Origin of the sequence: Streptomyces sp. CB00455 (assembly GCF_001905445.1) — a bacterium.
In the GTDB taxonomy this organism is placed as follows: Bacteria; Actinomycetota; Actinomycetes; order Streptomycetales; family Streptomycetaceae; genus Streptomyces.
On record NZ_LIVQ01000004.1, the window covers coordinates 260,925 to 284,641 of the forward strand.

The window sequence follows — 23,717 nt, forward strand, 5'->3', positions numbered from 1 at the left end:
TCGCGCAAAGGCTACCGGCCGATCGTCTGTGATCGGTTCGCGGGCACAGGCTGATACTGGACCGGTACCGTACGCTCGGATCCGGACTGGATCAGTGACGGGGGTCACTCTTTTCCGTCGCTCCGTCATCCCTGCTCAGCCCTTGCTGCCGAGGACGGCTTCCATCACGGCCTTGGCGACCGGAGCCGCCAGACCGCCACCGGTGATGTCCTCGCGGTCGGTCCCCTGGCTGTCCTCGACGACGACGGCGACGGCGACGGGCGAGGTGCCGTCCGGGTTCTCGGCGTAGGAGATGAACCAGGCGTAGGGGCGCTTGGCGTTCTTCTCGCCGTGCTGGGCGGTACCGGTCTTGCCGCCGACCTTCACACCCTTGATCTTGGCGGGGGTGCCGGTGCCGTTCTCGACGACGTTGACCATCATCTGCTGGACCTTCTGCGCGTTGGCGGCGGAGAGGGGCCGGCTCATTTCCTCGGGCGAGTGCTTCTCGATGACGTCGAGGTTGGGCGCGGTGAGCTGGTCGACCATGTACGGCTTCATCAGCTTGCCGTCGTTGGCGATGGCCGCGGTGACCATGGCCATCTGGAGCGGGGTGGCGGCGGTGTTGAACTGGCCGATGGAGCTCTGGGCGTTGCCGTCCTTGCCCATCTTCTTGTCGTAGACGCTGGCGAAGGCGCGGACGGGAGTGTCGATGGTGCTGTTGAAACCGAACTTCTCCGCGGTCTCCACCATCTTGTCGCGGGTGACCTTGTCGCCCATGTTCGCGAAGACGGAGTTGCAGGAGACTTCGAGGGCCTTGTTGAGACTGGCCTTCTCGCAGCCCGAGGCGTGGTTGACCATCTCGGTCTTGGTGCCGGGCAGGAAGTAGGGGTCGGGGGTGTCCGTGGGCGCGTTGATGTCGTTCACGACACCGTGCTCCAGCGCGGCCGCGGCCGTGACGACCTTGAAGGTGGAGCCCGGCGGGTAGGTCTCGCGCAGGGCGCGGTTGACGAGGTTCTTGTCCTCGCTGTCGTTCAGGTCGCGCCAGGCCTTGCCGTCGTCCTTCGAGAAGCCCGCGAAGCTGGAGGGGTTGTACGAGGGGGTGCTGACCAGGGCCAGGATGGCGCCGGTGCGCGGGTCGATGGCCGCGACGGCGCCCTTCTTGTCGCCCAGCTCCTTGAAGGCGGCCTTCTGGGCGGCGGCGTTCAGGGTGGTGACGACATTGCCGCCCTGCTTCTTCTCGCCGGTGAACATGCCGATCGTGCGGTCGAAGAACAGCCGGTCGTCGTTGCCGGTCAGGATGCCGTCTTCGATGTTCTCCAGCTGGGTGGAGCCGAAGGCCTGCGAGGCGTAGCCGGTGACGGGGGCCCACAGCGGGCCGTCGAGGTAGGTCCGCTTGTACTTGAAGTCGCTGCCGTCGGTGACCGCGGAGCCGGTGATGGGCTGGCCGCCGACGATGATGTTGCCGCGCTCGGTGGCGTACTGGGCGATCTGGACCCGGCGGTTCTCCTTGCGGGTGCTGAGTTCCTCGGCCTGGACGTACTGCAGCCAGTTGGTCCGGATCAGCAGCGCGAGGACGAGCAGCCCGCAGAACAGCGAGATGCGGCGCAGGGGCTTGTTCATGACGGGCGGACCACCTGGGTCATCTCGGAGTCGGGGGACGGGGCGGGGGCCGGGGCAGGTCGGCGTGCGGTGTCGCTGATCCGGATGAGGATGGCGATGAGGATCCAGTTCGCGAGGACGGAGGAGCCGCCGGAGGCGAGGAAGGGCATCGTCATGCCGGTGAGGGGGATGAGGCCCATGACTCCGCCGGCGACGACGAAGATCTGCAGCGCGAAGGCGCCGGAGAGGCCGATGGCGAACAGCTTGCCGAAGGGGTCGCGGGCGGCGAGGGCGGTGCGGACGCCCCGCTCGATGATGAGGCCGTAGAGCAGGAGGAAGGCCATCACGCCGGCGAGGCCGAGCTCTTCGCCGACGGTGGAGAAGATGAAGTCGGAGTTGGCGGCGAAGCCGATGAGGTCCGAGTTGCCCTGGCCCCATCCGGTGCCGAGGACACCGCCGGAACCGAAGCTCATGATCGACTGGCCGACCTGCTCGCAGGCTCCGGACTTGGTGTAGCAGGCGAAGGGGTCGAGCCAGGCGGTGACGCGGGCCTTGACGTGGCTGGCGGTGGCCCCGACGACGGTGGCGCCCCCGACCGACATCAGCAGGCCGATGACGATCCAGCTGGTCCGCTCCGTGGCGACGTACAGCATGATCACGAACATGCCGAAGAAGAGCAGCGAGGTGCCGAGGTCGTTCTCGAAGACGAGGACGAGCAGGCTCATCGCCCAGATCATCAGGATCGGGCCGAGGTCGCGCCCGCGCGGCAGGTACAGGCCCATGAAGCGGCGGCTGGCCAGCGCGAGCGCGTCGCGCTTCACCATGAGGTAGCCGGCGAAGAAGATGGCGATGACGATCTTCGCGAACTCGCCGGGCTGGATGGAGAAGCCGCCGACGCTGATCCAGATCTTGGCGCCGAAGACGTCGGCGCCCAGGCCGGGAATGACCGGCAGGATCAGCAGGACCAGGGCTCCCGCCATGGAGATGTACGTGAAGCGCTGCAGGACGCGGTGGTCCTTCAGTACCAGCAGGACGCCCGCGAACAGGGCGATGGCCAGCGCGGTGTACATCATCTGGCGCGGCGCCGAGGGGGAGAATTCGCCGAAGGAGCGCTTGGCGAGGTTCTGCAGCCGCTCGGACTGGTCGAGCCGCCAGATGAGCACGACGCCGAGCCCGTTGAGGAGCGTGGCGAGCGGCAGCAGCAGCGGGTCGGCGTACTTGGCGTAGCGGCGCACGACCACGTGCGCGATGCCGGCCAGGGCGGCGAAGCCGAGTCCGTAGGCGAACATGCCGGGGGGCAGCTTCCCGTGGATCGACAGGCCCACGTTGGCGTAGGCGAAGATCGGGATGACCACGGCGAAAGCGAGCAGCAGGAGCTCGGTGTTCCGCCGGCTCGGCAGCTCGATCGCGCCGATGGTGGTCGTGTTGGTGACAACGCTCATGGTGTGGCAGGCCCCCTGTGCCCGCGGGTGTCTACTGCTTGCCGCACAGGCTGACCACTTGCTGCTCCGCAGGAGTCAGAGTGGAGCCGGGTGTCTGGTTCTGGGCCTCGGCGTTGCGGCGTTCCTCGTCCTTCTTGCAGGCCGAGACCTGGACGCCGAGTTCGTCGATCTTCGTGCGGGCGCCGTCGAGGCCGGTTTCGCTGATGGTGGCCTTCACCTGCTTGAGCTTGAAGGGCGGCAGGTACTTCAGTTCGATGTCGGGGCGGTTCGTCTCCACCTTGGAGAGCTCCAGCGGGCCGAGCTTCGGGCTGATGCCGCGGAACAGCGCGACGTGGTCGTCCTTGACGCCGATGTAGAACTGGGTCTGGGTCCAGCGCCAGCCCGCGTACAGGCCGCCGCCGACCACACCGGCGACGAGGAGCAGGGTCAGCGTACGGGTGGTCCACTTGCGCCCTTTGCCGCGACGCCTGCGGGGGCGGTCGTACGTGTCCTCGTAGCGCGAGTCCTCGTCGTAGCCCTCGGCTTCGCCGAAGCTGCCGTAGGCGCCGCCCTGGCTCTGCTCGGCGTGCCCGTAGCCCGGGGCCTCACCGCTGCCGGGGGGCCCGAAGGCGCCGGCGGGCGGACCGGCCTGGCGGCCGAGGCCCGAGGCGCGGCCGGCCGGGGTCTGCATGGCGTTGCCGCCGTCGAAGAGCTGGTGCTGGTTCTCGGCGACCGCACCGACGACGACCGGGGTGTCGCTGACCTGGGCGGCCAGGGTGTCCCCGCTGTCGGTGTCGAGGACGTCCGCGACGATGCAGGTGATGTTGTCCGGCCCGCCGCCGCGCAGGGCGAGCTGGATGAGCGACTGCACGGTCTCGCGGGGGCCGTGGTAGTCGGCGAGGGTTTCTTCGAGGGTCTGGTGGGAGACCACTCCGGAGAGCCCGTCGGAGCAGATGAGGTAGCGGTCGCCGGCCCGGACCTCGCGGATGGAGAGGTCGGGTTCGACGATGTCGCCGCTGCCCAGCGCCCGCATCAGCAGCGAGCGCTGCGGATGGGTGGTGGCCTCCTCTTCCGTGATCCGCCCCTCGTCGACGAGGCGCTGGACCCAGGTGTGGTCCTGGGTGATCTGGGTGAGGACGCCGTCGCGGAGCAGGTAGGCCCGGGAGTCGCCGACGTGCACGAGGCCCAGCCGCTGACCGGTCCACAGCAGTGCGGTCAGGGTGGTGCCCATGCCTTCGAGCTGCGGGTCCTCCTCGACCATGACGCGCAGCTGGTCATTGGCGCGCTGCACGGCCGTCGCGAGGGAGGTGAGGAGGTCGGAGCCCGGGACGTCGTCGTCGAGCTGCACGAGGGTGGAGATCACCTCGGAGCTCGCGACCTCGCCGGCGGCCTGGCCGCCCATGCCGTCGGCGATCGCGAGGAGACGGGGCCCGGCGTAGCCGGAGTCCTCGTTGCCCTCGCGGATCATGCCCTTGTGCGATCCGGCTGCGAACCGCAGGGACAGACTCATGCGCACCTGCCCTGTCGAGGCTTCCTCCGGGTACAACCGGTCTCGAGCCACACTGCCCACCCTCCGGTCGGGAACGCGCGCGGGTCCGTGCCCTCGGTGGGACGGATCGCCGCCGCGCGCTCGCTCCGCTCGCTCATTCTCGTACTACTTCCGCAGCTCGATGACGGTCTTGCCGATGCGGATCGGGGCGCCCGGCGGAATGGGCGTCGGGGTGGTCAGCCGGGTCCGGTCGAGATACGTGCCGTTGGTGGACCCGAGATCCTCGACGATCCACTGACCGTCACGGTCTGGGTAGATCCTGGCATGGCGGCTGGACGCGTAGTCGTCGTCCAGCACGATGGTGGAGTCGTGCGCGCGGCCCAGCGTGATCGTCTGGCCGGCGAGGGCCACCGTGGTTCCCGTGAGGGTGCCCTCGGACACGACGAGCTTGGTGGGCGCACCGCGGCGCTGGCGCTGCTGCGGAGGCGCGGCCTGCCGGCCGGCCTGCTGCTGAGCGCCGGCGGCGGCGCCGCCGCGGCGCGAACCGCGCTGCGTCACTCTCGTTCCGAAGAGATCGCTGCGGATGACCTGTACGGCCACGATGACGAACAGCCACAGGACGGCTAGGAAACCCAACCGCATGACCGTCAGGGTCAGCTCTGACATTGCCCCCGCTTCACCCTTCGGCTTGCCGGTAAATGATGGTGGTACTGCCCACGACGATCCGCGAGCCGTCGCGGAGCGTAGCGCGGGTGGTGTGCTGCCCGTCCACCACGATGCCGTTGGTGGACCCGAGATCCTGGATCGTCGAGGGCGTTCCGGTCCGGATCTCACAGTGCCGGCGCGAGACGCCGGGGTCGTCGATCCGCACGTCGGCTTCCGTGCTTCGGCCGAGTACGAGCGTGGGGCGCGAGATCTGGTGGCGGGTGCCGTTGATCTCGATCCAGTGGCGCCTGGGTGCGCCCGAGGACGGAGCGGGTGCGCCCGCGCCCGGTGCGCCGGTGGCGGGCCGCCGGGCGCCTGGTCCGCCGGGGGGCGGTGCGCTCGGCATGGGCGGGGCGGCGACCGGCGGGTAGCCGTACCCGCCTTCCGCGGCACCGCCCGGCTGCCGGCCCTGGGGGGCCTGCGGCTGGGAGGTGCTGGAGGCGAGGGTACGGCTGCGGACCCGGTAGAGCCCGGTGTCCAGGTCGTCGGCCTTCTCCAGCTGGACCTTGATGGGGCCCATGAAGCTGTAGCGCTGCTGCTTGGCGTAGTCGCGGACCAGGCCCGCGAGCTCGTCGCCGAGCTGCCCGGAGTAGGGGCTCAGGCGGTCGTAGTCGCCGGCGCTGAGTTCGACGATGAAGTCATTGGGGACGACGGTCCGCTCGCGGTTCCAGATGGTGGCGTTGTTGTCGCACTCCCGCTGGAGGGCTCCGGCGATCTCCACCGGCTGGACCTCGGACTTGAACACCTTGGCGAAGGTGCCGTTCACCAGACCTTCGAGTCGCTGCTCGAACCGCTTCAGAACTCCCATGGGGCACCTCCTCCGTCGTTGTCGCCCTGTACTGCTTACTGATCGTATCCACGCGTGGCGGATTCGGGTGGTTCCCCATCGGTCCTGTGCGGACGAGTGTTGGTCCTCACAAGCGATCGTAGGGGGGCCTCAGGGACAGTGTCCCGCACCGGGGGCGCAGAGCGGGAGGGGCCGGTCCCCGGAGGGGGTGCGGGGGTGCCGGGAAAGGGATGTGATTCCACCCCGTCCGACGTGCTAATCTTTCGACGTCGCCAGGGGAACGGCCCGAAAGGGAAGATCCACTGGGGTGCTGCTCGGGCGAGTGGCGGAACGGCAGACGCGCTGGCTTCAGGTGCCAGTGTCCTTCGGGACGTGGGGGTTCAAATCCCCCCTCGCCCACATCGACGAAACGGTCGTCATCGCGTAAGCGGTGGCGGCCGTTTCGTGTTTCCCCGGCGGGCTGGTGACGGGGCCGGCGGTGGAGGTCGGCGGGGGAGCGGGCGGCGGCGGAGCCGCAGAGTGATCCAGGACACGTACCGCGGCGACTTTCGTCGTGGGCAGCGCGACGAAAGAGGACGGCCGGGCCGGCGGCGGGCTGTCTAGGGTCGTCGGGTGGACGTGAAGGCGATGACGCGGGCGGGGTGGGACCGGCTGAGCGGGCCGGAGCCCTGGACCCGGCGGATGCTGGCGGGGGACGTGGCGCTCGCCGCGGTACTGGCCCTGCTGGGCACGGGTGTAGAGGAACTCGACGGCGGTTCGGGCCGGCGGATGGCCGCGAGCGCGGTCGCCGTGCTGGCGCTGACCCTGCTGCGGCGGCGGTGGCCGGCGACGGCCCTGATCGCGGGATCCGGGGCGGGTGCGTTCCTGCCCGGCATCTTCCTGGTCACCAGCCTGCTGGGCTGGTCGGCGGGGCGCCGGATCGTGGGGGTGGGCCGGGCGCTGGCGGCCTTCACGGTCGCCTTCGCGGCCTCGGTCGGCTTCAACGTGCTGCACGAGTGGTCGCAGATGCGGCCGCTGCTGGTGATCGTGTTCTCCACCCTGATGTTCCTGGCGACGACGGTCATGCCCGGTCTGGCCAGCCGGTACTGGCACCAGCGCCGCACGCTGCTGCGCGCACTGCAGGAACGCAACGCGCAGCTGATGCGGGAACGGGCGATGGTCGCGGGCCAGGCGCGGCTGCGGGAGCGGCAGCGGATCGCCCAGGACATGCACGACAGCCTGGGCCACCAACTGGCCCTGATCTCCGTGCACACCGGGGCGCTGGAGGTGGACCCGGAGCTCACCGGCCGGCAGCGCGGGGCGGTGGGCGTGCTGCGACAGGCCTCGGTGGCGGCCATGCACGAACTGCGGGAGGTCGTCGGCATCCTGCGGGACGGGGTCGAGGCGCCGGTCCCCGTGGAGGAGGCGGCGCAGCCCGCCGCGCGGGGAGTCGCCGGCATACCGGGCGTGGTGGCCGCGGCGCGGGGCGCGGGCACCGACGTACGGCTGACCACCGCCGGGCGGCCGCGGCCTCTGGTGGCGGCCTGCGACCACGCGGCGTACCGGATCGTGCAGGAGGCCCTGACCAATGCGTACAAGCACGCGCCGGGTTCGGCGATCTCGGTGGAACTGCGCTACGAGGACGACTCGCTGGTGGTGGAGATCGCCAACGGGCCGGCGGCAGGGCCGGGGGCCGGTGAGGTGGTCTCGGGCGGGCAGGGGCTGACGGGGTTGCGCGAACGGGCCCGGCTGGTCGGCGGGATGGTGCACGCCGGCGAGAGCGAGGGCGGCGGCTTCCGGGTGGCCGGGGTCCTGCCCTACGGCACGGAGCCGGCCGGGGTGGCCGAGGTGGCCGACGACTTCGGCCAGCAGGCGCAGGCCCAGGCGCTGCGGGGGGCTCCGCCGATGGACTGGGCGGCGGTGGACCGGGAGCTGGCGGTGCGGGAGCGCAGCCGGACCGGAGGCGTCGCGCTGGGCTGCGGGATCGCGGTGGCGGCCGTGGTGCTCCTGGTGATCGTGGTCGCGGCCTTCGCGGTACTGCTGCTGGGTTCGGTGAACAAGGCGATGATCGACCGGGCCGACTTCGACGCCGTGCGGGTGGGAGAGTCCGAGAAGGCGGTCCGTGACCGGCTGCCCGACGGGGAGAGCATGCTGACGTCGGGCCTGGACCGGAAGGGACCGCCGCGGCCGCAGGGCACGACCTGCCTGGCGCTGCTGTCGTCGGAGGATTCGGCGGAACTGTCCACCGACAGGGTTTTCCGGTTCTGCTTCGAGGGCGGCAAGCTCGTCGAGAAGCAGACGTACGAGGTCAAGCAGTAGGAGCACGGGTGACAGCCGAAGTGATCAGAGTGGTGATCGCCGACGACGAGCCGCTGATCCGGGCCGGGATCAGGATGATCCTGACCTCGGCGCCGGACATCGAGGTCGTCGCGGAGGCGGCTAACGGGCGGGAGGCGGTGGAGCTCGCCCGCGCGCACGGGCCGCACGTGGTGCTGCTGGACATACAGATGCCGGTGATGGACGGGCTGACCGCCCTCGGGGAGCTGGGCCGGGCGGCCCCGGAGGTGCGGGCGCTGATCCTGACCACCTTCGGGGAGAGGGAGAACGTGCTGCGGGCGCTCGGGGAGGGCGGCGCCGGTTTCCTGCTGAAGGATTCCGCGCCGGGCGAGCTGATCGGGGCGGTCCGGGCGGCCGCGGCCGGCCACGCGTACCTCTCGCCGTCGGCGACCCGCCACGTGGTGGACCAGCTCGCCTCCGGGAAGGCCGTCGCGCGGGGAGAGCAGGCCCGGCGCCGGATCGCGGAGCTGAGCGAGCGTGAGCGCGGGGTGCTGGCCCTGCTCGGCGAGGGCTTGTCGAATGCGGACGCGGGACGGCGGCTGCACATGAGCGAGGCGACGGTGAAGACGTACGTGAGCCGGATCCTGGCGAAGCTGGAGTGCGAGAACAGGGTGCAGGCGGCGTTGCTGGCCAGGGACGCCGGGCTGTAGATACGGTCAGCCCGTTCGAAGACGATGGATGGACGGGCGGGGGCGGCGCGGATGGCGGCGGTTGCGGGGCAGCGGATTCCGGAGGTGGCGGGTTTCGCACCGCGGGAGGCGGCCGGGTCGCCGAAGGAGGAGGGCAGGGCGCTGCGCGGCCGGGTGCCGCGGTCGGCGCACGCCGCCTTGGACCCACCGGCCGGGCGGCCGGACGCGGTGCGCGCGGTGGAGGAGTCCAATGTCGGCCGGGTTCCCGAGCTGACGCCGATACGGGTCGGCCGGATGGCCGCGAACCCCTTCGCCTTCCTGCGCGGCTCCGCCGGGCTGATGGCGCACGACCTGTCCGCGGGGCCGGTGACCGGGGTCGGCGCGCAGATCTGCGGTGACGCGCACGCGGGGAACTTCGGTCTGTACGGCGACGTGCGCGGCAGTCTGGTCATCGACCTGAACGACTTCGACGAGACCGTGTTCGGCCCGTGGGAGTGGGACGTGAAGCGGCTGGCCACCTCGCTGGTGCTGGCGGGCCGGGTGGCGGGGGCGGACGAGTACACGTGCCGGGCGGCGGCGTTGGACGCGGTGGGTGCCTACCGGCGGACCGTGCGGCTGCTGGCCAGGCTGCCCGCACTCGACGCCTGGAACGCCATCGCGGACGAGGAGCTGGTCTCGCACACCGACGCCCGGGATCTGCTGGGCACTCTGGAGCGGGTCTCGCAGAAGGCCCGCAACAACACCTCCGCCCGGTTCGCGGCCAAGTCGACCGAGGTCACACCGGACGGCGGGCGCCGCTTCGTGGACGCGCTGCCGGTGCTGCGCCGGGTCGGGAACGCGGAGGCGGCGGCCGTCGCGGCCTCGCTGGGGCCGTACCTCGAGACCGTCGCGGGTGACCGGCTGCCGCTGCTGGCCCGGCATGCGATCCACGACGTGGCCTTCCGCGTGGTGGGCACCGGGAGCGTGGGCACCCGTTCGTACGTGGTGCTGCTGCTGGACCACCGGGGCGAGCCGCTGGTGCTCCAGGTGAAGGAGGCGCGGCCCTCGGTACTGCTGCCGTACCTGCCCGCGCTGGGGTTCGCCCCGCCGCCGCAGGAGCACGAGGGGCGCCGGGTGGTGGCGGGCCAGAAGCGGATGCAGGTGGTCTCGGACATCATGCTGGGCTGGACCACGGTGGAGGGGCGGCCCTTCCAGGTGCGGCAGTTCCGCAACCGCAAGGGCAGCGTGGATCCGGCGGCGCTGTCCGCCGACCAGATCGACGACTACGGGCGGATGACGGGGGCCCTGCTGGCCCGGGCGCACGCGCACAGCGTGGATCCGCGGCTGCTGTCCGGCTACTGCGGGAAGAACGAGGAGCTGGACGAGGCGATGGCTGCCTTCGCCGTGGCCTACGCGGACCGGACGGAGGCCGACCATGCCGATCTGGTGGCGGCGGTGCGGTCCGGGCGGATCGCGGCGGAGCACGGGGTCTGAGCCTTGGTGTGCAAGGGGTCTGAGCCTGCGTGTGCACGGGGTCCGACCCTCCCGCGGCCGCCGGGGCCGAGACCGGCGCGGGTCGGTGTTTCACGTGAAACACGGGTCGGTGTTTCACGTGAAACCTCGCCCGGCCGGGCGGGCCGTAGGCTGGCCGGGTGAGCGAGCAGACCGAGGGGCCCGAACAGCCCGAACAGACAGTTTCCGGCGATGCGGGAGCCTCCGGTGATTCCGGAGCCCCCGGCGAGGAGCGCGCCGAAGCGCGCCTGGAGCGGGCGGTGCGAGTCGCCGAACAGGCGCTGATCGAGTTCGAGATCGCGGTGGAGACCTTCCGGGTCGAGGTGGAGAACTTCTCCCGCCTGCACCACCAGAAGCTGGGCCCGATGTATTCGCGGCTCGACGAACTGGACGCGCTGATCGCGGAGGCGAAGGCGGCCCGTACCGGGGACGCCGAGGACCTGCGGCGTGCTCGGGACGCCCGCTCGCTGGTCATGCCGATGCCCGGCGTGGACGAGCTCTTCCACGGCTGGCTGGACTCGGACGGAATGTCCGACGACGCCTCCGCGATGCTCACCGAGCGGCCGGTGCAGCCGCCGGAGCGGGTGCGCCCCTCGGAGGAGGTGCGCCGCCTCTACCGCGAGCTGGTCCGCCGGGCCCACCCGGACCTCGCCCAGGACGAGGCGGAGCGGGAGCGGCGGGACGCCTTCATCGCGCGGGTCAACGCCGCGTACGGGCGGGGTGAGGAGCGGCTGCTGCGCGAGCTGGCCGAGGAGTGGGCGGCCGGTCCGGCGCCCGAACGGGCGGCGCCGGGCGAGAGCGAGGAGCTGTACGCGCGCCTCGAGTTCCTGACCCGCCGCAAGGAGCTGCTGTCGCTCGTGGCCAAGGAGCTGGAGGACAGCGCGATCGGGTCGATGCTGAGGATGGCGCCGGAGGATCCGGACCGGCTGCTGGAGGAGATCGCGGAGCAGCTGCTGGCGCAGGTCTCGGAGCGCGAGGCGGAACTGGCCGAGGCGCAGGCGCTCGCTGCTGAGTGAGGCAGCGGTCGGATAGGTTGGCGGTAGATCTGCGACGAGAGAAGGCGACAGTGATGAACTTCGGCCCGCTTCCCTCGGTGGACGCCGCCGCGGTGCCCTCCGAAGGCTTTGTGCTCGATGTCCGTGAGGACGACGAATGGGCGGCCGGCCACGTCGAGGGCGCGCTGCACATCCCGATGAGCGAATTCGTCTCCCGCGTCGGTGAGCTGACGGAGGCCGTCCCGGACGGCGGCCGGGTGCACGTGATGTGCCGCGTGGGCGGTCGCTCCGCGCAGGTCACCCAGTACCTGGTGCGGCAGGGCATCGATGCCGTGAACATCGACGGCGGCATGCAGGCGTGGGACGGTGCCGGGCGCCCGATGGTGACCGACACCGGGAACCCGGCCTTCGTGCTGTAGTGCGTCAGGCGAGGGGGTGGGCGGCCAGGAGGTCGCCCAGCGCCTCCTCGTGCGCGGCGGCCGGCCCGAGCTGGAGTTCCAGCTGCTTGGCCCACGCGTGGTACCGGTGCAGCGGGTAGTCGGTGTCCGCGCCGAAGCCGCCGTGCAGGTGCTGGGCGGTCTGTACGACCCTGCGCACGCCCTCGGACGCCCAGATCTTGGCGACCGCGACGTCACCGGCGGCGGGCAGCGGTCCGCCGGCTCCGCCGGTCGCGGCGTCGAGCCGCCAGGCGGCCTGCCACAGGGTGGCCTCCATGGCCCGCAGGTCGATGTAGCGGTCGGCGGCCTGGACGGCGACGGCCTGGAAGGTGGCCACCGGGAAGCCGAACTGCTCGCGGCGGCTGGTGTAGCGGCTCGTCATGGTGAGCACGCCCTCGCCGAGGCCGAGCGCGAGGGCGCAGGTCCCGGTGGCGAGGAGCTGGTGCAGCCGCTCCCATGCGCCGGGGGCGTCCATGAGGTGCGCGGGAGCCACCCGTACCCCGTCCAGGGTCAGTTCGGCGAGCCGCTCGCCGCTGGTGGAGAACTGGTCGGCGAGCGAGAGCCCTTCACTCGCGCGCGGCAGGAGGGCCAGGACGGCGTCGCCTTCGCCGGTGTGGGCGGGAACGGCGATCCAGTCGGCGCCGTGTGCCCACGGGACGGTGGTCTGCGTGCCGTCCAGGATCCAGTCGCCGTCGCCGCTTTCGCGGCGGGCGGTGACGGCGAGTTCGGCCGGGTCATGGCCGGTGCGGCCGTGGGCGGCCGCGGTGAGGACGAGGCTTCCGCTGCCGGCGCCGGGCAGCAGGGCCGCGGCCAGTTCGGGGCTGCCGTGGGCCTGCACGGTCATGGCGGTGGCGCAGTGCTCCAGCAGCGGCACCCGTGCCAGCACCTTGGCGGCCTCGCGCAGCACCAGGCACAGGGCGATGGCGTCCAGGCCCGACCCGCCGTGCTCCTCCGCGAGGACCAGGCCCAGCAGGTCGCAGCCGGCGAGCCCGGCCCACAGCGGACGGTCGAAGTCTTCGGCGACGGCCCCGGGGGTGAGCGCGGGGCTGGGCACGCCATCGGGGGCGACATCCGCGAACACGGCCCGCGCCGCCTCGACGGCCGCCTGCTGCTCCTCGGTGAAGGTGAAGTCCACTGCCTGTCCTCCCGCGCGTGCACCGGATCCTGTCCAGGTCTGGCCAGTCCTGACGGAGCGTCAAGATAGGACACGTTCCTGAAAATGCACAGCCTGAGAGCACAGCCTGAGAGCACAGCCTGAAAGCTCAGCCTGGAACCGGCGGGGCGGGTTCACCGGTCGAAGTCGATCTCCACTTCCTCCGTGACCGGGTGGGACTGGCAGGCCAGGACGAATCCGGCCTCCGTCTCCTCCGTTTCGAGCGCGAAGTTCCGCTCCATCCGGACCTCGCCGGTGACCAGGAACGCCCGGCAGGTGCCGCACACTCCGCCCTTGCAGGCGTACGGCGCGTCCGCGCGGTTGCGCAGCACCGCGTCCAGCAGGGACTCGCCGTCCCGCACCGGCCAGGTGCCGGACCGGCCGTCGAGCCGGGCGGTGACCCGCCCGTGGGACGGTGCCGTGGCGGTCGCCGCGCGGACCGGCGCCGCGGCGTCCTCGACGTGGAAGATCTCCTCGTGTACCCGGCTGCGGGCGACGCCGAGCGCCCCGAGTGCACGCTCCGCGCCCTGCACGAGGCCGTACGGCCCGCACAGGAACCAGCCCGTCACCTCCGCCACCGGCAGCAGCGCGGGCAGCAGTGCGGCGAGCCGCTCCTCGTCCAGGCGGCCGGAGGGCAGTCCCGCCTCCTGCTCCTCCCGGGAGAGGACGGTCACCAGCTGGAACCGCGCCGGATACCTGTCCTTGAGGTCGGCGACCTCTTCCAGGAACATCGTCGACTCCGCCGTCCGGTCGCTGCGTACCAGGCAGAACCGGGCGTCGGGCCGGGCGGCCAGCAGGCTCGCGGCGATGGACAGCACGGGGGTGATCCCGCTGCCGCCGACGACCGCCGCGTAGTGGGCGCCGGCGGGGGCGGTGGCCGGATCCAGTACGAACCGGCCGGCCGGGACCATCACCTCCAGCACGTCCCCGGCGGCGATCTCCTTGTGGGCGAAAGTGGAGAACTCCCCGCCCTCCACCAGCCGCACGCCGACACGCAGCGCCGCGGGTCCCGGGCCGTCCGCCGCCGGGGCGGCGGAGCAGATCGAGTACGTGCGCCGCACCTCGCCCCCTGCGGCGGCCCGGCGCAGGGTCAGGTGCTGGCCGGGGGCGTGCCGGTACACCTCGCGCAGCTCCTGGGGGACCCGCAGGGTCAGGGCGACCGAGTCGTCGGTGAGCCGGTCGACTTCCGCCACCGTCAGCGGGTGGAACGCGCCGTGGCGGGGGGCGGCCATCTACAGCTCCTTGAAGTGGTCGAACGGTTCGCGGCAGGCGGTACAGCGGCGCAGCGCCTTGCACGCGGTGGAGGAGAACCGGCTGAGCAGCTCGGTGTCGGTCGACCCGCACTGCGGGCAGCGCACCGACAGGGCGAGCGGGACCGGGCCGCCGGCCGCGTGCGGGCGCGGTGGGGCGATGCCGGCCTCGGCCAGCTTGCGGCGGCCTTCGGCGCTGATGTCGTCGGTCGACCAGGCGGGAGCCAGCACGGTGGTCACCCGCACCCGGGGGATGCCGTGACCGGTGAGGACCCGCTCTATGTCGGCGGACATGGCCTCGATGGCCGGGCAACCGGTGTAGGTGGGGGTCAGGGTGACCTCGGCGCGGCCGTCCTCGTGCACCCGCACCCCGCGCACCACACCCAGCTCCCCGAGGGTGAGCACGGGCAGCTCGGGGTCCGGGACGGAGCCGGCCAGCCGGGCCAGCTCCGCCTCCAGGCGCGTCGTTGCGGCATCGGCGCTCACCACGACGCCCCCGGATGGCTGCGGTGCAGGTGCTGCATCTCGGCGAGCAGCCGGCCGAAGGGCTCGGTGTGCAGGCCCTGCCGCCCGGCGCCGGCGGCCCAGGCGCCGGAGCGCGGCCCCTCGGGCGCCGTCAGCCCGGCCCGCTCCAGTACGCCGCCCACCGCGGCGAGCCAGCGCCCCTGGAGGGCCGCCCAGTCGAGGTCTTCGAGGCCCTCCACCGGCTCGAACATCTCGCCGGTGTACTTCCACAGGGCGTCCAGGGCGGTGCGGATGCGGGCCCGGCTCTCCTGGGTGCCGTCGCCCAGCCGCAGCGTCCACTGCTCGGCGTGGTCGCGGTGGTAGGCGGTCTCCTTGACGGCCTTGGCCGCCAGCGGAGCGAAGGGGCCCTCGGCGCGGGCCAGTTCCCCGTAGAGCTCGTGCTGGTAGAAGGAGAAGAAGAGCTGCCGGACGATGGTGTGGGCGAAGTCGCCATTGGGCTGCTCGACCAGCTGGAGGTTGCGGAAGGCGCGCTCGTCGCGGAGGAACGCCAGCTCGTCCTCATCGCCCGCCAGGGAGAGCAGGACGCGGGCCTGGCCGAGCAGGTCGAGGGCGATGTTGGCGAGCGCGACCTCCTCCTCCAGCACGGGGGCGTTGCCGGCCCACTCGCCGAGGCGGTGGGAGAGGATCAGGGCGTCGTCGCCGAGGGCGAGGGCGGCCGCGGTGGCGCCGGTGTCCTTGCCGAGGGCGGTGGCGGGGCGGGTGCCGGTGTCGGTCACAGGTGGCTCACCCCCTCCGGGATGTCGTAGAAGGTCGGGTGCCGGTAGGGCTTGTCGGCCGACGGGGCGAAGAAGGGGTCGCGCTCGTCCGGCGAGGAGGCGGTGATCCCGGTGGAGGGCACCACCCAGATCGAGATGCCCTCGCCGCGCCGGGTGTAGAGGTCCCGGGCGTTGCGCAGGGCCATCTCCGCGTCGGGGGCGTGCAGACTCCCCGCATGCGTGTGCGAGAGGCCGCGCCGCGAACGCACGAACACCTCCCACAGGGGCCAGTTCTGCGTCATACCCGTGCCTCCTCGATCTTTCCGGCGCTTTCGCCGGCCTGCGCGCCCGCGTTCTCCGCGTGCGTCACCGTGTGCTTCTCCGCATACGCCGCGGCCGCGTCGCGCACCCAGGCGCCTTCCTCGTGCGCCCTGCGCCGCCGTCCGATGCGCTCTTCGTTGCAGGGGCCGTTGCCCTTGAGCACGTTCCAGAATTCGGTCCAGTCGATGGCGCCGAAGTCGTGGTGGCCCCGCTCCTCGTTCCACTTCAGGTCCGGGTCGGGCAGGGTCAGGCCCAGCGCCTTTGCCTGCGGGACGGCGATGTCGACGAACCGCTGGCGCAGCTCGTCGTTCGAGTGGCGCTTGATCCGCCAGGCCATGGACTGCGCCGAGTGCGCCGACTCGTCGTCGGGCGGGCCGAACATCATCAGCGAGGGCCACCACCAGCGGTCCACCGCGTCCTGGGCCATGGCGTGCTGTGCCTCGGTGCCCTGGGACAGGGCCAGGAGCAGCTCGTACCCCTGGCGCTGGTGGAAGGACTCCTCCTTGCAGATCCGGACCATGGCGCGCGCGTACGGGCCGTAGGAGCAGCGGCAGAGCGGCACCTGGTTGGTGATCGCCGCGCCGTCCACGAGCCAGCCGATGGCGCCGACGTCCGCCCAGGTCAGAGTGGGGTAGTTGAAGATCGAGGAGTACTTCTGCCTGCCCGCGTGCAGCTTGTCGAGCAGCTCGTCGCGGCTGGTGCCCAAGGTCTCTGCGGCGCTGTAGAGGTAGAGCCCGTGCCCGGCCTCGTCCTGCACCTTGGCCATCAGGATCGCCTTGCGGCGCAGCGAGGGCGCGCGGGTGATCCAGTTCGCCTCGGGCTGCATGCCGATGATCTCGGAGTGGGCGTGCTGGGCCATCTGGCGGACGAGGGAGGCGCGGTATTCCTCCGGCATCCAGTCGCGCGGCTCCACGCGCTCCTCCGCGGCGACGGCCGCATCGAAGGCCGCCGCCAGCTGTCCGCCTAGGTCGGCGGGCGTCGCCGTCCCGTCCGGTCCGTCCGTCCCGAGGGCCGTTCCCGGCCCCGTTTCCGGGGTCACTGCCACCATCCCGGCCCCCTCTCAGAGTCTGCCCGCCGCCCGACCGACCGATCGTTCGGTTCATCCGCTTCAATGGTGAGACGGCGGCCCGTAGGGTGTCAACCTCTGTGGGCAACCCTGTGAACGCCGGACGATCGGGGCGGGATGGATTCGAACGAGCACGAGCCCGCCGACGGGGCCGGTCCTCCACCCCCACGGCCGCCCGGGATCGCCGGTCTGCCCACCCCGTACCGGGTCCTCACGGCGCTCGTCCTCGGGGTCGCGGCCGCGGCGGTCTGCGGCCACCTGGGCCTGGTGTTCCTGCACGTCGCCCCGTCCAACACGGTCAGCCGGCAGCACGCGAAGACGATCGACGACTGGGTCTACCCCGAGTTCGAGCAGAACTGGAAGCTCTTCGCGCCCAACCCGCTCCAGCAGAACATCGCGGTGGAGGTGCGCGCCCAGGTCCGGACCGCGGGCGGCGAGCTGACCACGACCGGATGGCGGGACCTGAGCGCCGAGGACGGCGCGGCCATCCGGCACAGCCTGCTGCCGAGCCACACGGAGCAGAACGAGCTCCGCCGGGCCTGGGACTTCTACACCGGCTCCCACGACGAGGCGGACAAGCCGAACGGCGAGCGCGGCGAGCTGTCCGAGCAGTACCTGCGGCGGATCGCGGTGGACCGGCTGGCTCCGGCCGCCCGGGGCGGGCGCCTCCTGCGGATCCAGCTGCGCTCGGCGACGACGGCGGTGGCCGCGCCCCGGTGGAGCGGCGAGACGACCGACACCCAGACGTACTACCGGGAGCTGCCGTGGTGGACGGTGTGAGGCTCAGGGCCCCGGCGGGGCGGGCGCTCGCGAAGATCACCGGGCAGGCCATGGGCCCCTGCCAGAGCGCCGTGATCCGCATCGGTTTCGCCGGGACCTGGCTCTTCTTCCTGCTGCGCGAATTCCCCCACCGGGGCGAGCTGTACGGACCGGACGGGCCGTGGAGCTGGGCGCTGGCAGAGCGGCTCACCGCCTCCAACGGGGCGTTCACGGTGCTGATGTGGTCCGGCTCGGCCGTGTGGTTCGAGATCGTCTACGCGGTGGCCGTCCTCGCGAGCGTGGGCATGCTGCTGGGCTGGCGGACGCGGGCGAGCTCGGTGCTGTTCACGGTCGGCGTGCTGTCGCTGCAGAACCGCAGCGTCTTCATGGGGGACGGCGGGGACAACGTCATCCACCTGATGGCGCTGTACCTGGTGCTGACCCGGTGTGCACAGGTGTGGTCGCTGGACGCGCGCAGGGCCCGGCTGCGGGGGTCGGCGACGGCCGGGGCGGCCGGGCCGGTGCTGTGGGCCGTGCTGGGCGCGGTCTTCGCCTACGGCGCGGCGACCGAGCGGTTCAGCCACGGCTGGCTGGCGGCCTTCGCGGTGGTGTGGGTGGGCTGCGGGCTGTGGTGGGTGACCGACCGCTACGCGCCGCGGGGGCCGGGGCGGGCGACGCTGGACGTGCTGGCCGATGTGCTGCACAACGCGGCGATGGTGGTGATCATGGCGGAGGTCTGCCTGATCTACGCGACGGCGGGCTGGTACAAGATCCAGGGATCGCGGTGGCAGGACGGGACGGCGCTGTACTACCCGCTGGGGCTGGACTACTTCACGCCGTGGCCGGCGCTGTCGGAGCTGGTGGCGGGCAGCGGGACGCTGGTGATGCTGCTGTCGTACGGGACGGTGGCGGTGCAGGTGGCGTTCCCGTTCACGCTGTTCAACCGGCGGATCAAGAACGTGTTGCTGGCGGTGATGATGCTGGAGCACGCGGGGATCGCGGTGCTGTTGGGGCTGCCGTTCTTTTCGCTGGCGATGATCGCCGCCGATGCGGTGTTCCTGCCGACGGGGTTCTTGGTGTGGCTCGGCAGCCGGGGCGCTGCGTTGCGGCCTCGGCGGGGGGTGGCAGGCGCCGACGGGGTACCGGCGGGCGGGGCGGTGGTGCCGGGCCCGGCCTCGGAGGCGGAGTCGGATCCTGCGGGCGCCGGGTCCGTGCCGCGCTGACCGGCCGCGCGCGCCGCCGCCTCCCGGGGCTCCGGCCCGGACCCGCGCCTCGAACGCCGGCGCCGTCCGGCCTTCGGCGGGGCTGTCCGGGGTCCGGCGGGGCCGGATGGGCGGGGGTCGGGGCGGGGGTTTGTAGGGTCCGGGTATGAGTGTGGAGCTGAGTGGAGAGATCGCGCGGGAGTGGCGGGAGGGCGTGGGGCGGGGGGACCTCGTGTTGCTGGACGGGTTCCATGCCCTGAAGCACGCCCTGCGCTTCGGGGCCGAGGTGCGGATGGCCGTCGCCGACGATCCCGTCGCCGTGCGGGCTCTGGCCGCGGAGCTGGCTCCGGACGTCGGGGACGCCGTGGGCCGCCTGGTGCGGGCGGCGCCGCTCAAGGAGCTGCTGCCCCGCGTGCACCCCACCGGGGTGGCGGCCCTGGCCGTGCGCCCCGACCGGGCCGACGGCCTCGCGGCGCTGGGACGGCTGCCGCGGCCCGCGCCCGTGGTCGTCCTCGACAACCCCCGCAACCTCGGCAACGTCGGGGCCGTCGTCCGTCTCGCGGCCGGCTTCGGCGCCACCGGGGTGGTGACCCGCGGCGATCTCGACCCGTGGCACCCGAACGTCGTCCGGGCCGGGGCCGGGCTGCACTACGCCACCACCGTCGAGCGGCTGGAGCTGGAGGAACTCCCGCCCGGGCCGCTCTACGCGCTCGATCCGGAGGGCGAGGACATCCGTGCCCTCACCCTCCCGGACGACGCCCTGCTCGCCTTCGGCTCGGAACGCCACGGCATCTCCCCCGAGCTGCGCGCCCGGGCCGACCACCTGGTGTCCCTGCCTATGCGTCCGCAGGTCTCCAGCTACAACCTGGCAACCAGCGTGGCCATGGCCCTCTTCCACTGGGGCGGACCGAAGACTGCCTAGCTAGGCCTGGCGGCGGACCTCCACCACGCGGAAGCGGTTCGCGACGAAGGCGCCGTCGCACAGCGCCGCATTGGCCGCCGGGTTGCCGCCCGAGCCGTGGAAGTCCGAGAACGCCGCGGTCTGGTTGACGTACACCCCGCCGGTCAGGTTCAGGGAGAGCTGCGCGGACTCCTCCAGGCAGACCTCTTCGATCGCCCGCTCGGTGTCCTCGGAGGTCGTGTACGCGCCGACCGTCATCGCGCCCTTCTCGCGGACCGTGCGCCGCAGCAGGTCGAGGGCGTCCGCGGTGGAATCCACCGCGACCGCGAAGGAGACCGGACCGAAGCACTCCGAGAAGTAGGCCGCCTCCGGGTCGGGCTTGGCCGCGTCCAGCTTGACCATGACCGGGGTGCGGACCACCGCCCCCGGGAATTCGGGGTTGACGACTTCCCGGGAGGCCAGCGCGACCTCGCCCAGGGCGGCCGCCGCTTCCAGACGGGTCTTGACGTCCCCATTGACCAGCGCGCCCAGCAGGGCGTTGGCCCGGGCGTCGTCGCCCAGCAGGCCGTCGACCGAGGCCGCGAGGTCGGCGACGACCTCGTCGTACGACTTGTGGCCGGCGTCCGTGGCGATGCCGTCACGCGGGATCAGCAGGTTCTGCGGGGTGGTACACATCTGGCCGCTGTAGAGCGAGAGGGAGAAGGCGAGGTTGGACAGCATCCCCTTGTAGTCGTCCGTGGAGTCGAGGACGACGGTGTTGACGCCCGCCTTCTCCGTGTAGACCTGCGCCTGGCGGGCGTTGGCCTCCAGCCAGTCGCCGAACTTGGTGGACCCGGTGTAGTCGATCAGCTTGATCTCGGGGCGGACCGCCAGGGACTTGGCGATGCCCTCGCCCGGCCGCTCCACCGCCAGCGCCACCAGGTTCGGGTCGAAACCGGCCTCGGCGAGGACCGCGCGAGCCACCTGGACCGTCAGCGCCAGCGGCAGTACGGCGCGCGGGTGCGGCTTCACCAGCACCGCGTTTCCGGTGGCCAGCGACGCGAAGAGGCCCGGGTAGCCGTTCCAGGTGGGGAAGGTGTTGCAGCCGATCATCAGGGAGATGCCGCGCGGAACGGCCGTGAACGTCTTGCCGAGGGCCAGCGGATCCCGCTTGCCCTGCGGCTTCGACCAGTCGGCGCGGCCCGGGACCCGCGTCTGCTCTTCGTAGGCGTACGCCACGGCCTCCAGGCCGCGGTCCTGCGCGTGCGGTCCGCCCGCCTGGAACGCCATCATGAAGGCCTGGCCGCTGGTGTGCATGACGGCGTGCGCGAACTCGTGCGTCCGCGCGCTGATGCGGGCCAGGATCTCGATGCAGACCAGGGCGCGCGCCTCGGGGCCGGCATCCCGCCAGGCGCCCATGCCGGCCCGCATCGCGGGCAGCAGGACGTCCGGATCGGCATGCGGGTACTCGACGCCCAGCTCCGGGCCGTACGGCGAGACCTCGCCGCCGGTCCAGCCGTCCGTGCCGGGCTGTCCGAGGTCCAGCCGCGTGCCGCGGAGGGCCTCGAAGGCGGCGAGCCCGTCGGCGGGGGCGCTCTCGCCGTACGCCTTCGGGTGCTCGGGGTGCGGGGACCAGTAGGCACGGCTGCGGATCGCCGACAGGGCCTGGTCCAGGGTGGGCCGGTGCTTGGCGGACAGCTGGGGGACGGTGAGCTCGGCGGCCATCAGGGACCAACTCCTCGTTGAGCCGGGCGAAGGAGAGCAGACTGGAGTTAGAGTAACCGAACGATCGGTCGGGACAAGAGGGCCCGGCGGACCTGTGGACAAGTCGGTGCGGGAGGATCGGGTCATGACAGCAATCGAGCGGTCCCGCACTGTGGCGGTCGTCGGCGCCGGCACCATGGGTCAGGGCATCGCCCAGGTCGCCCTCCTCGCAGGTCACCGCGTGCTGATCTACGACATCAACCCGGCCCTCGCCGCCGACGGCGTCGGCTTCGTGCAGGACCGGATCGAGCGGATAGCCGCCAAGGGCCGGCTGGACCGGGCCGGGGCCGGGGACGCGCTCGGCCGGATCCGTGCGGCGCAGTCCCTCGGGGACCTCGCCGACGCGGCGCTCGTCATCGAGGCCGTCATCGAGGACGTCACCGTCAAGCGCACGCTCTTCACCGCGCTGGAGGGGGTCGTCGCGCCGGACGCGCTGCTGGCCACGAACACCTCCTCCCTCTCCGTCACCGAGCTCGCCGCCGGGCTCGCGCACCCCGGCCGCTTCCTCGGCCTGCACTTCTTCAACCCCGCCCCGCTGTTGCCCCTGGTCGAGGTCGTCAGCGGCCACGCGACCGACCCGGCCGCCGCCGAGCGCGCCTACGGCACCGTCCTCGGCTGGGGCAAGACCCCGGTCCGCTGCGCCGACACCCCCGGATTCATCGTCAACCGGATCGCGCGGCCCTTCTACGCCGAAGCCTTCGCGGTCTACGAGGAGCGCGGCGCCGATCCGGCCACCATCGACGCCGTGCTCCGCGAGAGCGGCGGCTTCAAGATGGGCCCCTTCGCGCTGACCGACCTGATCGGCCAGGACGTCAACGAGGCCGTCTCCCGCTCGGTGTGGGAGTCCTTCTACCGCAGCCCCAAGTTCACCCCCTCGCTCGCGCAGCGCCGGCTGGTCCAGTCGGGCCGTCTCGGCCGCAAGTCGGGGCACGGCTGGTACCCGTACGGTCCGTCCGCGCAGGACACGGCCGTGCCGGAGCCGCACACCGCCGCTCCCGAGGAGGCCCCGGACAAGGTCACCGTCGTCGGCGACCTCGGGCCGGCGGCAGAGCTGGCCGACCTGATGGAAGAGGCCGGGATCGCCGTCACCGCGACCGGTCACGGAGGGCCGTACATCCAGCTGCCCGGCGAGGGCCAGCTGGTCCTCGCCGACGGGAAGACCTCCGTCGAGTTCTCGGACGTCGTCTACTTCGACCTCGCGCTCGACTACCGGGGCGCCACCCGGATCGCGCTCTCCGCCAGCGAGGACACCAGTGAGCGGACCCTGGCCGAGGCCGTCGGGCTGTTCCAGAAGCTCGGCAAGCGCGTCTCGGTCATCGGGGACGTCCCGGGCATGATCGTCGCCCGCACCGTCGCGATGCTGATCGACCTCACGGCCGACGCGGTCGCACGCGGCGTGGCCTGCGCGGAGGACATCGACACGGCCATGCGGCTCGGCGTCAACTACCCGCTGGGGCCCGCCGAATGGCACGACCGGCTCGGCCGGGACTGGGCCTACGACCTGCTGCACCACCTCGACGAGCGCTGTCCCGGCGGGCGGTACGCGCCGTCGCTGGCACTGTTCAAGCTGGGCTACGCGGCGGGTGACGAGGACGACGCGGCGGACGGGACGGCGGACGACGCGGCGGACGGGACGCCGGACGGGTCGGAGGAGACCGCATGACGACGGCCAGACGGGACACCTACACCCCGGAGACGCTGCTGTCCGTGGCCGTCCAGGTCTTCAACGAGCGCGGCTACGACGGCACCTCGATGGAGCACCTCTCCAAGGCCGCGGGCATCTCGAAGTCCTCGATCTACCACCATGTCGCGGGCAAGGAGGAGCTGCTGCGCCGGGCCGTGAGCCGCGCCCTCGACGGCCTCTTCGCCGTCCTGGAGGAGCCGGGCGCGGTACGGGGCCGGCCGGTCGAGCGCGTCGAGTACGTCACGCGCCGCACGGTCGAGGTGCTCGTCTGCGAACTCCCTTACGTGACGCTGCTGCTGCGCGTGCGCGGCAACACGCGGACCGAGCGGTGGGCCCTGGAGCGCCGCCGCGAGTTCGACCACCAGGTCGCGGACCTCCTCAAGGCCGCCGCCGACGACGGCGACCTCCGCGCGGACGTCGACATCCGGCTCGCCACCCGCCTGCTCTTCGGCATGGTGAACTCGCTGGTCGAGTGGTATCGCCCGCATCCGGGCACGGGCCACGACCAGCTTGCGGACGCGGTGGTCCACATGGCCTTCGGCGGGCTGCGGACCGTCCGCGACTGACCGG

The 23,717-nt window shown here is 72.1% G+C and carries 22 protein-coding genes and 1 tRNA gene; 11 read left to right on the top strand and 12 right to left on the bottom strand.

The features are described 5' to 3' along the window. Window positions 1-135: 135 nt before the first annotated feature. From AMK16_RS18535 to AMK16_RS18555, 5 genes are all read right to left on the bottom strand, one after another. Entirely contained in the window at window positions 136-1,599 is a 1,464-nt protein-coding gene (locus tag AMK16_RS18535; protein WP_073916981.1) for a peptidoglycan D,D-transpeptidase FtsI family protein, read from the bottom strand. After that, window positions 1,596-3,020, bottom strand: a complete 1,425-nt coding sequence (locus AMK16_RS18540) for an FtsW/RodA/SpoVE family cell cycle protein (protein WP_073916984.1) — start codon at window positions 3,018-3,020, stop codon at window positions 1,596-1,598. Before AMK16_RS18540 ends, AMK16_RS18535 begins: the two co-directional genes overlap by 4 nt. 31 nt (window positions 3,021-3,051) lie before the next feature. After that, window positions 3,052-4,509 carry a PP2C family protein-serine/threonine phosphatase gene (locus tag AMK16_RS18545; protein ID WP_199885472.1) on the bottom strand — a complete coding sequence of 486 codons (1,458 nt, stop codon included), beginning with the start codon at window positions 4,507-4,509 and terminating at the stop codon, window positions 3,052-3,054. Window positions 4,510-4,653: 144 nt separating this feature from the next. Beyond that, a complete protein-coding gene (locus tag AMK16_RS18550; protein WP_073916990.1) occupies window positions 4,654-5,154 on the bottom strand; it encodes an FHA domain-containing protein FhaB/FipA in 501 nt (166 codons plus the stop codon). A 10-nt stretch (window positions 5,155-5,164) separates the two neighbouring features. Beyond that, a complete protein-coding gene (locus tag AMK16_RS18555) occupies window positions 5,165-6,001 on the bottom strand; it encodes an FhaA domain-containing protein (RefSeq protein WP_073916994.1) in 837 nt (278 codons plus the stop codon). A 295-nt stretch (window positions 6,002-6,296) separates the two neighbouring features. Here AMK16_RS18555 and AMK16_RS18560 point away from each other — a divergent pair. From AMK16_RS18560 to AMK16_RS18585, 6 genes are all read left to right on the top strand, one after another. Further along, window positions 6,297-6,379: transfer RNA gene (locus tag AMK16_RS18560), tRNA-Leu, on the top strand. A gap of 228 nt (window positions 6,380-6,607) precedes the next feature. Continuing rightward, window positions 6,608-8,278 (top strand): sensor histidine kinase, encoded by a 1,671-nt coding sequence (locus AMK16_RS18565; RefSeq protein ID WP_073917744.1) that lies wholly within the window; start codon window positions 6,608-6,610, stop codon window positions 8,276-8,278. Between the two features lie 20 nt (window positions 8,279-8,298). Continuing rightward, entirely contained in the window at window positions 8,299-8,946 is a 648-nt protein-coding gene (locus AMK16_RS18570; RefSeq protein ID WP_073917746.1) for a response regulator transcription factor, read from the top strand. Window positions 8,947-8,970: 24 nt separating this feature from the next. Beyond that, window positions 8,971-10,398 (top strand): DUF2252 domain-containing protein, encoded by a 1,428-nt coding sequence (locus AMK16_RS18575; protein ID WP_073916997.1) that lies wholly within the window; start codon window positions 8,971-8,973, stop codon window positions 10,396-10,398. 158 nt (window positions 10,399-10,556) lie between these two features. Continuing rightward, window positions 10,557-11,432 (top strand): J domain-containing protein, encoded by an 876-nt coding sequence (locus tag AMK16_RS18580; protein ID WP_073916999.1) that lies wholly within the window; start codon window positions 10,557-10,559, stop codon window positions 11,430-11,432. 53 nt (window positions 11,433-11,485) lie between these two features. Beyond that, complete coding sequence (locus tag AMK16_RS18585; protein ID WP_073917003.1) at window positions 11,486-11,830, top strand: rhodanese-like domain-containing protein; 345 nt, start codon at window positions 11,486-11,488, stop codon at window positions 11,828-11,830. Window positions 11,831-11,834: 4 nt separating this feature from the next. Here AMK16_RS18585 and AMK16_RS18590 read toward each other — a convergent pair whose 3' ends face one another. The 6 genes from AMK16_RS18590 to paaA form a co-directional block, all read right to left on the bottom strand. Further along, window positions 11,835-12,983: an acyl-CoA dehydrogenase family protein gene (locus AMK16_RS18590; protein ID WP_073917006.1), complete on the bottom strand. Its 1,149-nt coding sequence runs from the start codon at window positions 12,981-12,983 to the stop codon at window positions 11,835-11,837. 152 nt (window positions 12,984-13,135) lie between these two features. Continuing rightward, window positions 13,136-14,233, bottom strand: a complete 1,098-nt coding sequence (gene paaE / locus AMK16_RS18595) for a 1,2-phenylacetyl-CoA epoxidase subunit PaaE (protein ID WP_073917009.1) — start codon at window positions 14,231-14,233, stop codon at window positions 13,136-13,138. Next, window positions 14,234-14,740 carry a 1,2-phenylacetyl-CoA epoxidase subunit PaaD gene (gene paaD / locus AMK16_RS18600; protein ID WP_079191573.1) on the bottom strand — a complete coding sequence of 169 codons (507 nt, stop codon included), beginning with the start codon at window positions 14,738-14,740 and terminating at the stop codon, window positions 14,234-14,236. It lies immediately after the preceding gene. Next, window positions 14,734-15,492, bottom strand: a complete 759-nt coding sequence (gene paaC / locus AMK16_RS18605) for a 1,2-phenylacetyl-CoA epoxidase subunit PaaC (RefSeq protein ID WP_073917011.1) — start codon at window positions 15,490-15,492, stop codon at window positions 14,734-14,736. Before paaC ends, paaD begins: the two co-directional genes overlap by 7 nt. Further along, the gene (gene paaB, locus AMK16_RS18610) at window positions 15,489-15,773 is read right to left on the bottom strand and encodes a 1,2-phenylacetyl-CoA epoxidase subunit PaaB (protein WP_030707584.1); all 285 of its coding nucleotides are present in this window, start codon (window positions 15,771-15,773) and stop codon (window positions 15,489-15,491) included. Before paaB ends, paaC begins: the two co-directional genes overlap by 4 nt. After that, window positions 15,770-16,840: a 1,2-phenylacetyl-CoA epoxidase subunit PaaA gene (gene paaA / locus AMK16_RS18615; RefSeq protein WP_073917014.1), complete on the bottom strand. Its 1,071-nt coding sequence runs from the start codon at window positions 16,838-16,840 to the stop codon at window positions 15,770-15,772. The genes paaB and paaA overlap by 4 nt, the downstream gene beginning before the upstream one ends. A 135-nt stretch (window positions 16,841-16,975) precedes the next feature. On the opposite strand from paaA, the gene AMK16_RS18620 reads away from it, so the two are divergent. The 3 genes from AMK16_RS18620 (at window position 16,976) to AMK16_RS18630 (ending at window position 19,741) form a co-directional block, all read left to right on the top strand. Continuing rightward, on the top strand, window positions 16,976-17,638 hold the full coding sequence (locus AMK16_RS18620) for a DUF5819 family protein (RefSeq protein WP_242438787.1): 663 nt from the start codon (window positions 16,976-16,978) through the stop codon (window positions 17,636-17,638). A 50-nt stretch (window positions 17,639-17,688) separates the two neighbouring features. Beyond that, on the top strand, window positions 17,689-18,840 hold the full coding sequence (locus tag AMK16_RS18625) for an HTTM domain-containing protein (RefSeq protein WP_242438812.1): 1,152 nt from the start codon (window positions 17,689-17,691) through the stop codon (window positions 18,838-18,840). A gap of 145 nt (window positions 18,841-18,985) precedes the next feature. Continuing rightward, a complete protein-coding gene (locus AMK16_RS18630; protein ID WP_073917017.1) occupies window positions 18,986-19,741 on the top strand; it encodes a TrmH family RNA methyltransferase in 756 nt (251 codons plus the stop codon). Here AMK16_RS18630 and paaN read toward each other — a convergent pair whose 3' ends face one another. Continuing rightward, window positions 19,742-21,424, bottom strand: coding sequence for a phenylacetic acid degradation protein PaaN (gene paaN, locus AMK16_RS18635; RefSeq protein ID WP_073917020.1), 1,683 nt, complete (start codon window positions 21,422-21,424; stop codon window positions 19,742-19,744). Between the two features lie 124 nt (window positions 21,425-21,548). Between paaN and AMK16_RS18640 the strand changes: the two genes are divergently transcribed. Together AMK16_RS18640 and AMK16_RS18645 are read left to right on the top strand one after the other, a co-directional pair. After that, a complete protein-coding gene (locus AMK16_RS18640; protein ID WP_073917022.1) occupies window positions 21,549-23,126 on the top strand; it encodes a 3-hydroxyacyl-CoA dehydrogenase in 1,578 nt (525 codons plus the stop codon). Beyond that, window positions 23,123-23,713 carry a TetR/AcrR family transcriptional regulator gene (locus AMK16_RS18645; protein WP_073917025.1) on the top strand — a complete coding sequence of 197 codons (591 nt, stop codon included), beginning with the start codon at window positions 23,123-23,125 and terminating at the stop codon, window positions 23,711-23,713. The genes AMK16_RS18640 and AMK16_RS18645 overlap by 4 nt, the downstream gene beginning before the upstream one ends. The last annotated feature ends 4 nt before the right edge of the window (window positions 23,714-23,717 follow it).

Coding starts and splice junctions, on each gene's coding strand:
- AMK16_RS18535 (WP_073916981.1), bottom strand. CDS start 1,599: ATGAACAAGCCCCTGCGCCGCATCTCGCTGTTCTGCGGGCTGCTCGTC.
- AMK16_RS18540 (WP_073916984.1), bottom strand. CDS start 3,020: ATGAGCGTTGTCACCAACACGACCACCATCGGCGCGATCGAGCTGCCG.
- AMK16_RS18545 (WP_199885472.1), bottom strand. CDS start 4,509: ATGAGTCTGTCCCTGCGGTTCGCAGCCGGATCGCACAAGGGCATGATC.
- AMK16_RS18550 (WP_073916990.1), bottom strand. CDS start 5,154: ATGTCAGAGCTGACCCTGACGGTCATGCGGTTGGGTTTCCTAGCCGTC.
- AMK16_RS18555 (WP_073916994.1), bottom strand. CDS start 6,001: ATGGGAGTTCTGAAGCGGTTCGAGCAGCGACTCGAAGGTCTGGTGAAC.
- AMK16_RS18565 (WP_073917744.1), top strand. CDS start 6,608: ATGACGCGGGCGGGGTGGGACCGGCTGAGCGGGCCGGAGCCCTGGACC.
- AMK16_RS18575 (WP_073916997.1), top strand. CDS start 8,971: ATGGATGGACGGGCGGGGGCGGCGCGGATGGCGGCGGTTGCGGGGCAG.
- AMK16_RS18585 (WP_073917003.1), top strand. CDS start 11,486: ATGAACTTCGGCCCGCTTCCCTCGGTGGACGCCGCCGCGGTGCCCTCC.
- paaE (WP_073917009.1), bottom strand. CDS start 14,233: ATGGCCGCCCCCCGCCACGGCGCGTTCCACCCGCTGACGGTGGCGGAA.
- paaB (WP_030707584.1), bottom strand. CDS start 15,773: ATGACGCAGAACTGGCCCCTGTGGGAGGTGTTCGTGCGTTCGCGGCGC.
- paaA (WP_073917014.1), bottom strand. CDS start 16,840: ATGGTGGCAGTGACCCCGGAAACGGGGCCGGGAACGGCCCTCGGGACG.
- AMK16_RS18620 (WP_242438787.1), top strand. CDS start 16,976: ATGGATTCGAACGAGCACGAGCCCGCCGACGGGGCCGGTCCTCCACCC.
- AMK16_RS18625 (WP_242438812.1), top strand. CDS start 17,689: ATGGGCCCCTGCCAGAGCGCCGTGATCCGCATCGGTTTCGCCGGGACC.
- AMK16_RS18630 (WP_073917017.1), top strand. CDS start 18,986: ATGAGTGTGGAGCTGAGTGGAGAGATCGCGCGGGAGTGGCGGGAGGGC.
- paaN (WP_073917020.1), bottom strand. CDS start 21,424: ATGGCCGCCGAGCTCACCGTCCCCCAGCTGTCCGCCAAGCACCGGCCC.
- AMK16_RS18640 (WP_073917022.1), top strand. CDS start 21,549: ATGACAGCAATCGAGCGGTCCCGCACTGTGGCGGTCGTCGGCGCCGGC.
- AMK16_RS18645 (WP_073917025.1), top strand. CDS start 23,123: ATGACGACGGCCAGACGGGACACCTACACCCCGGAGACGCTGCTGTCC.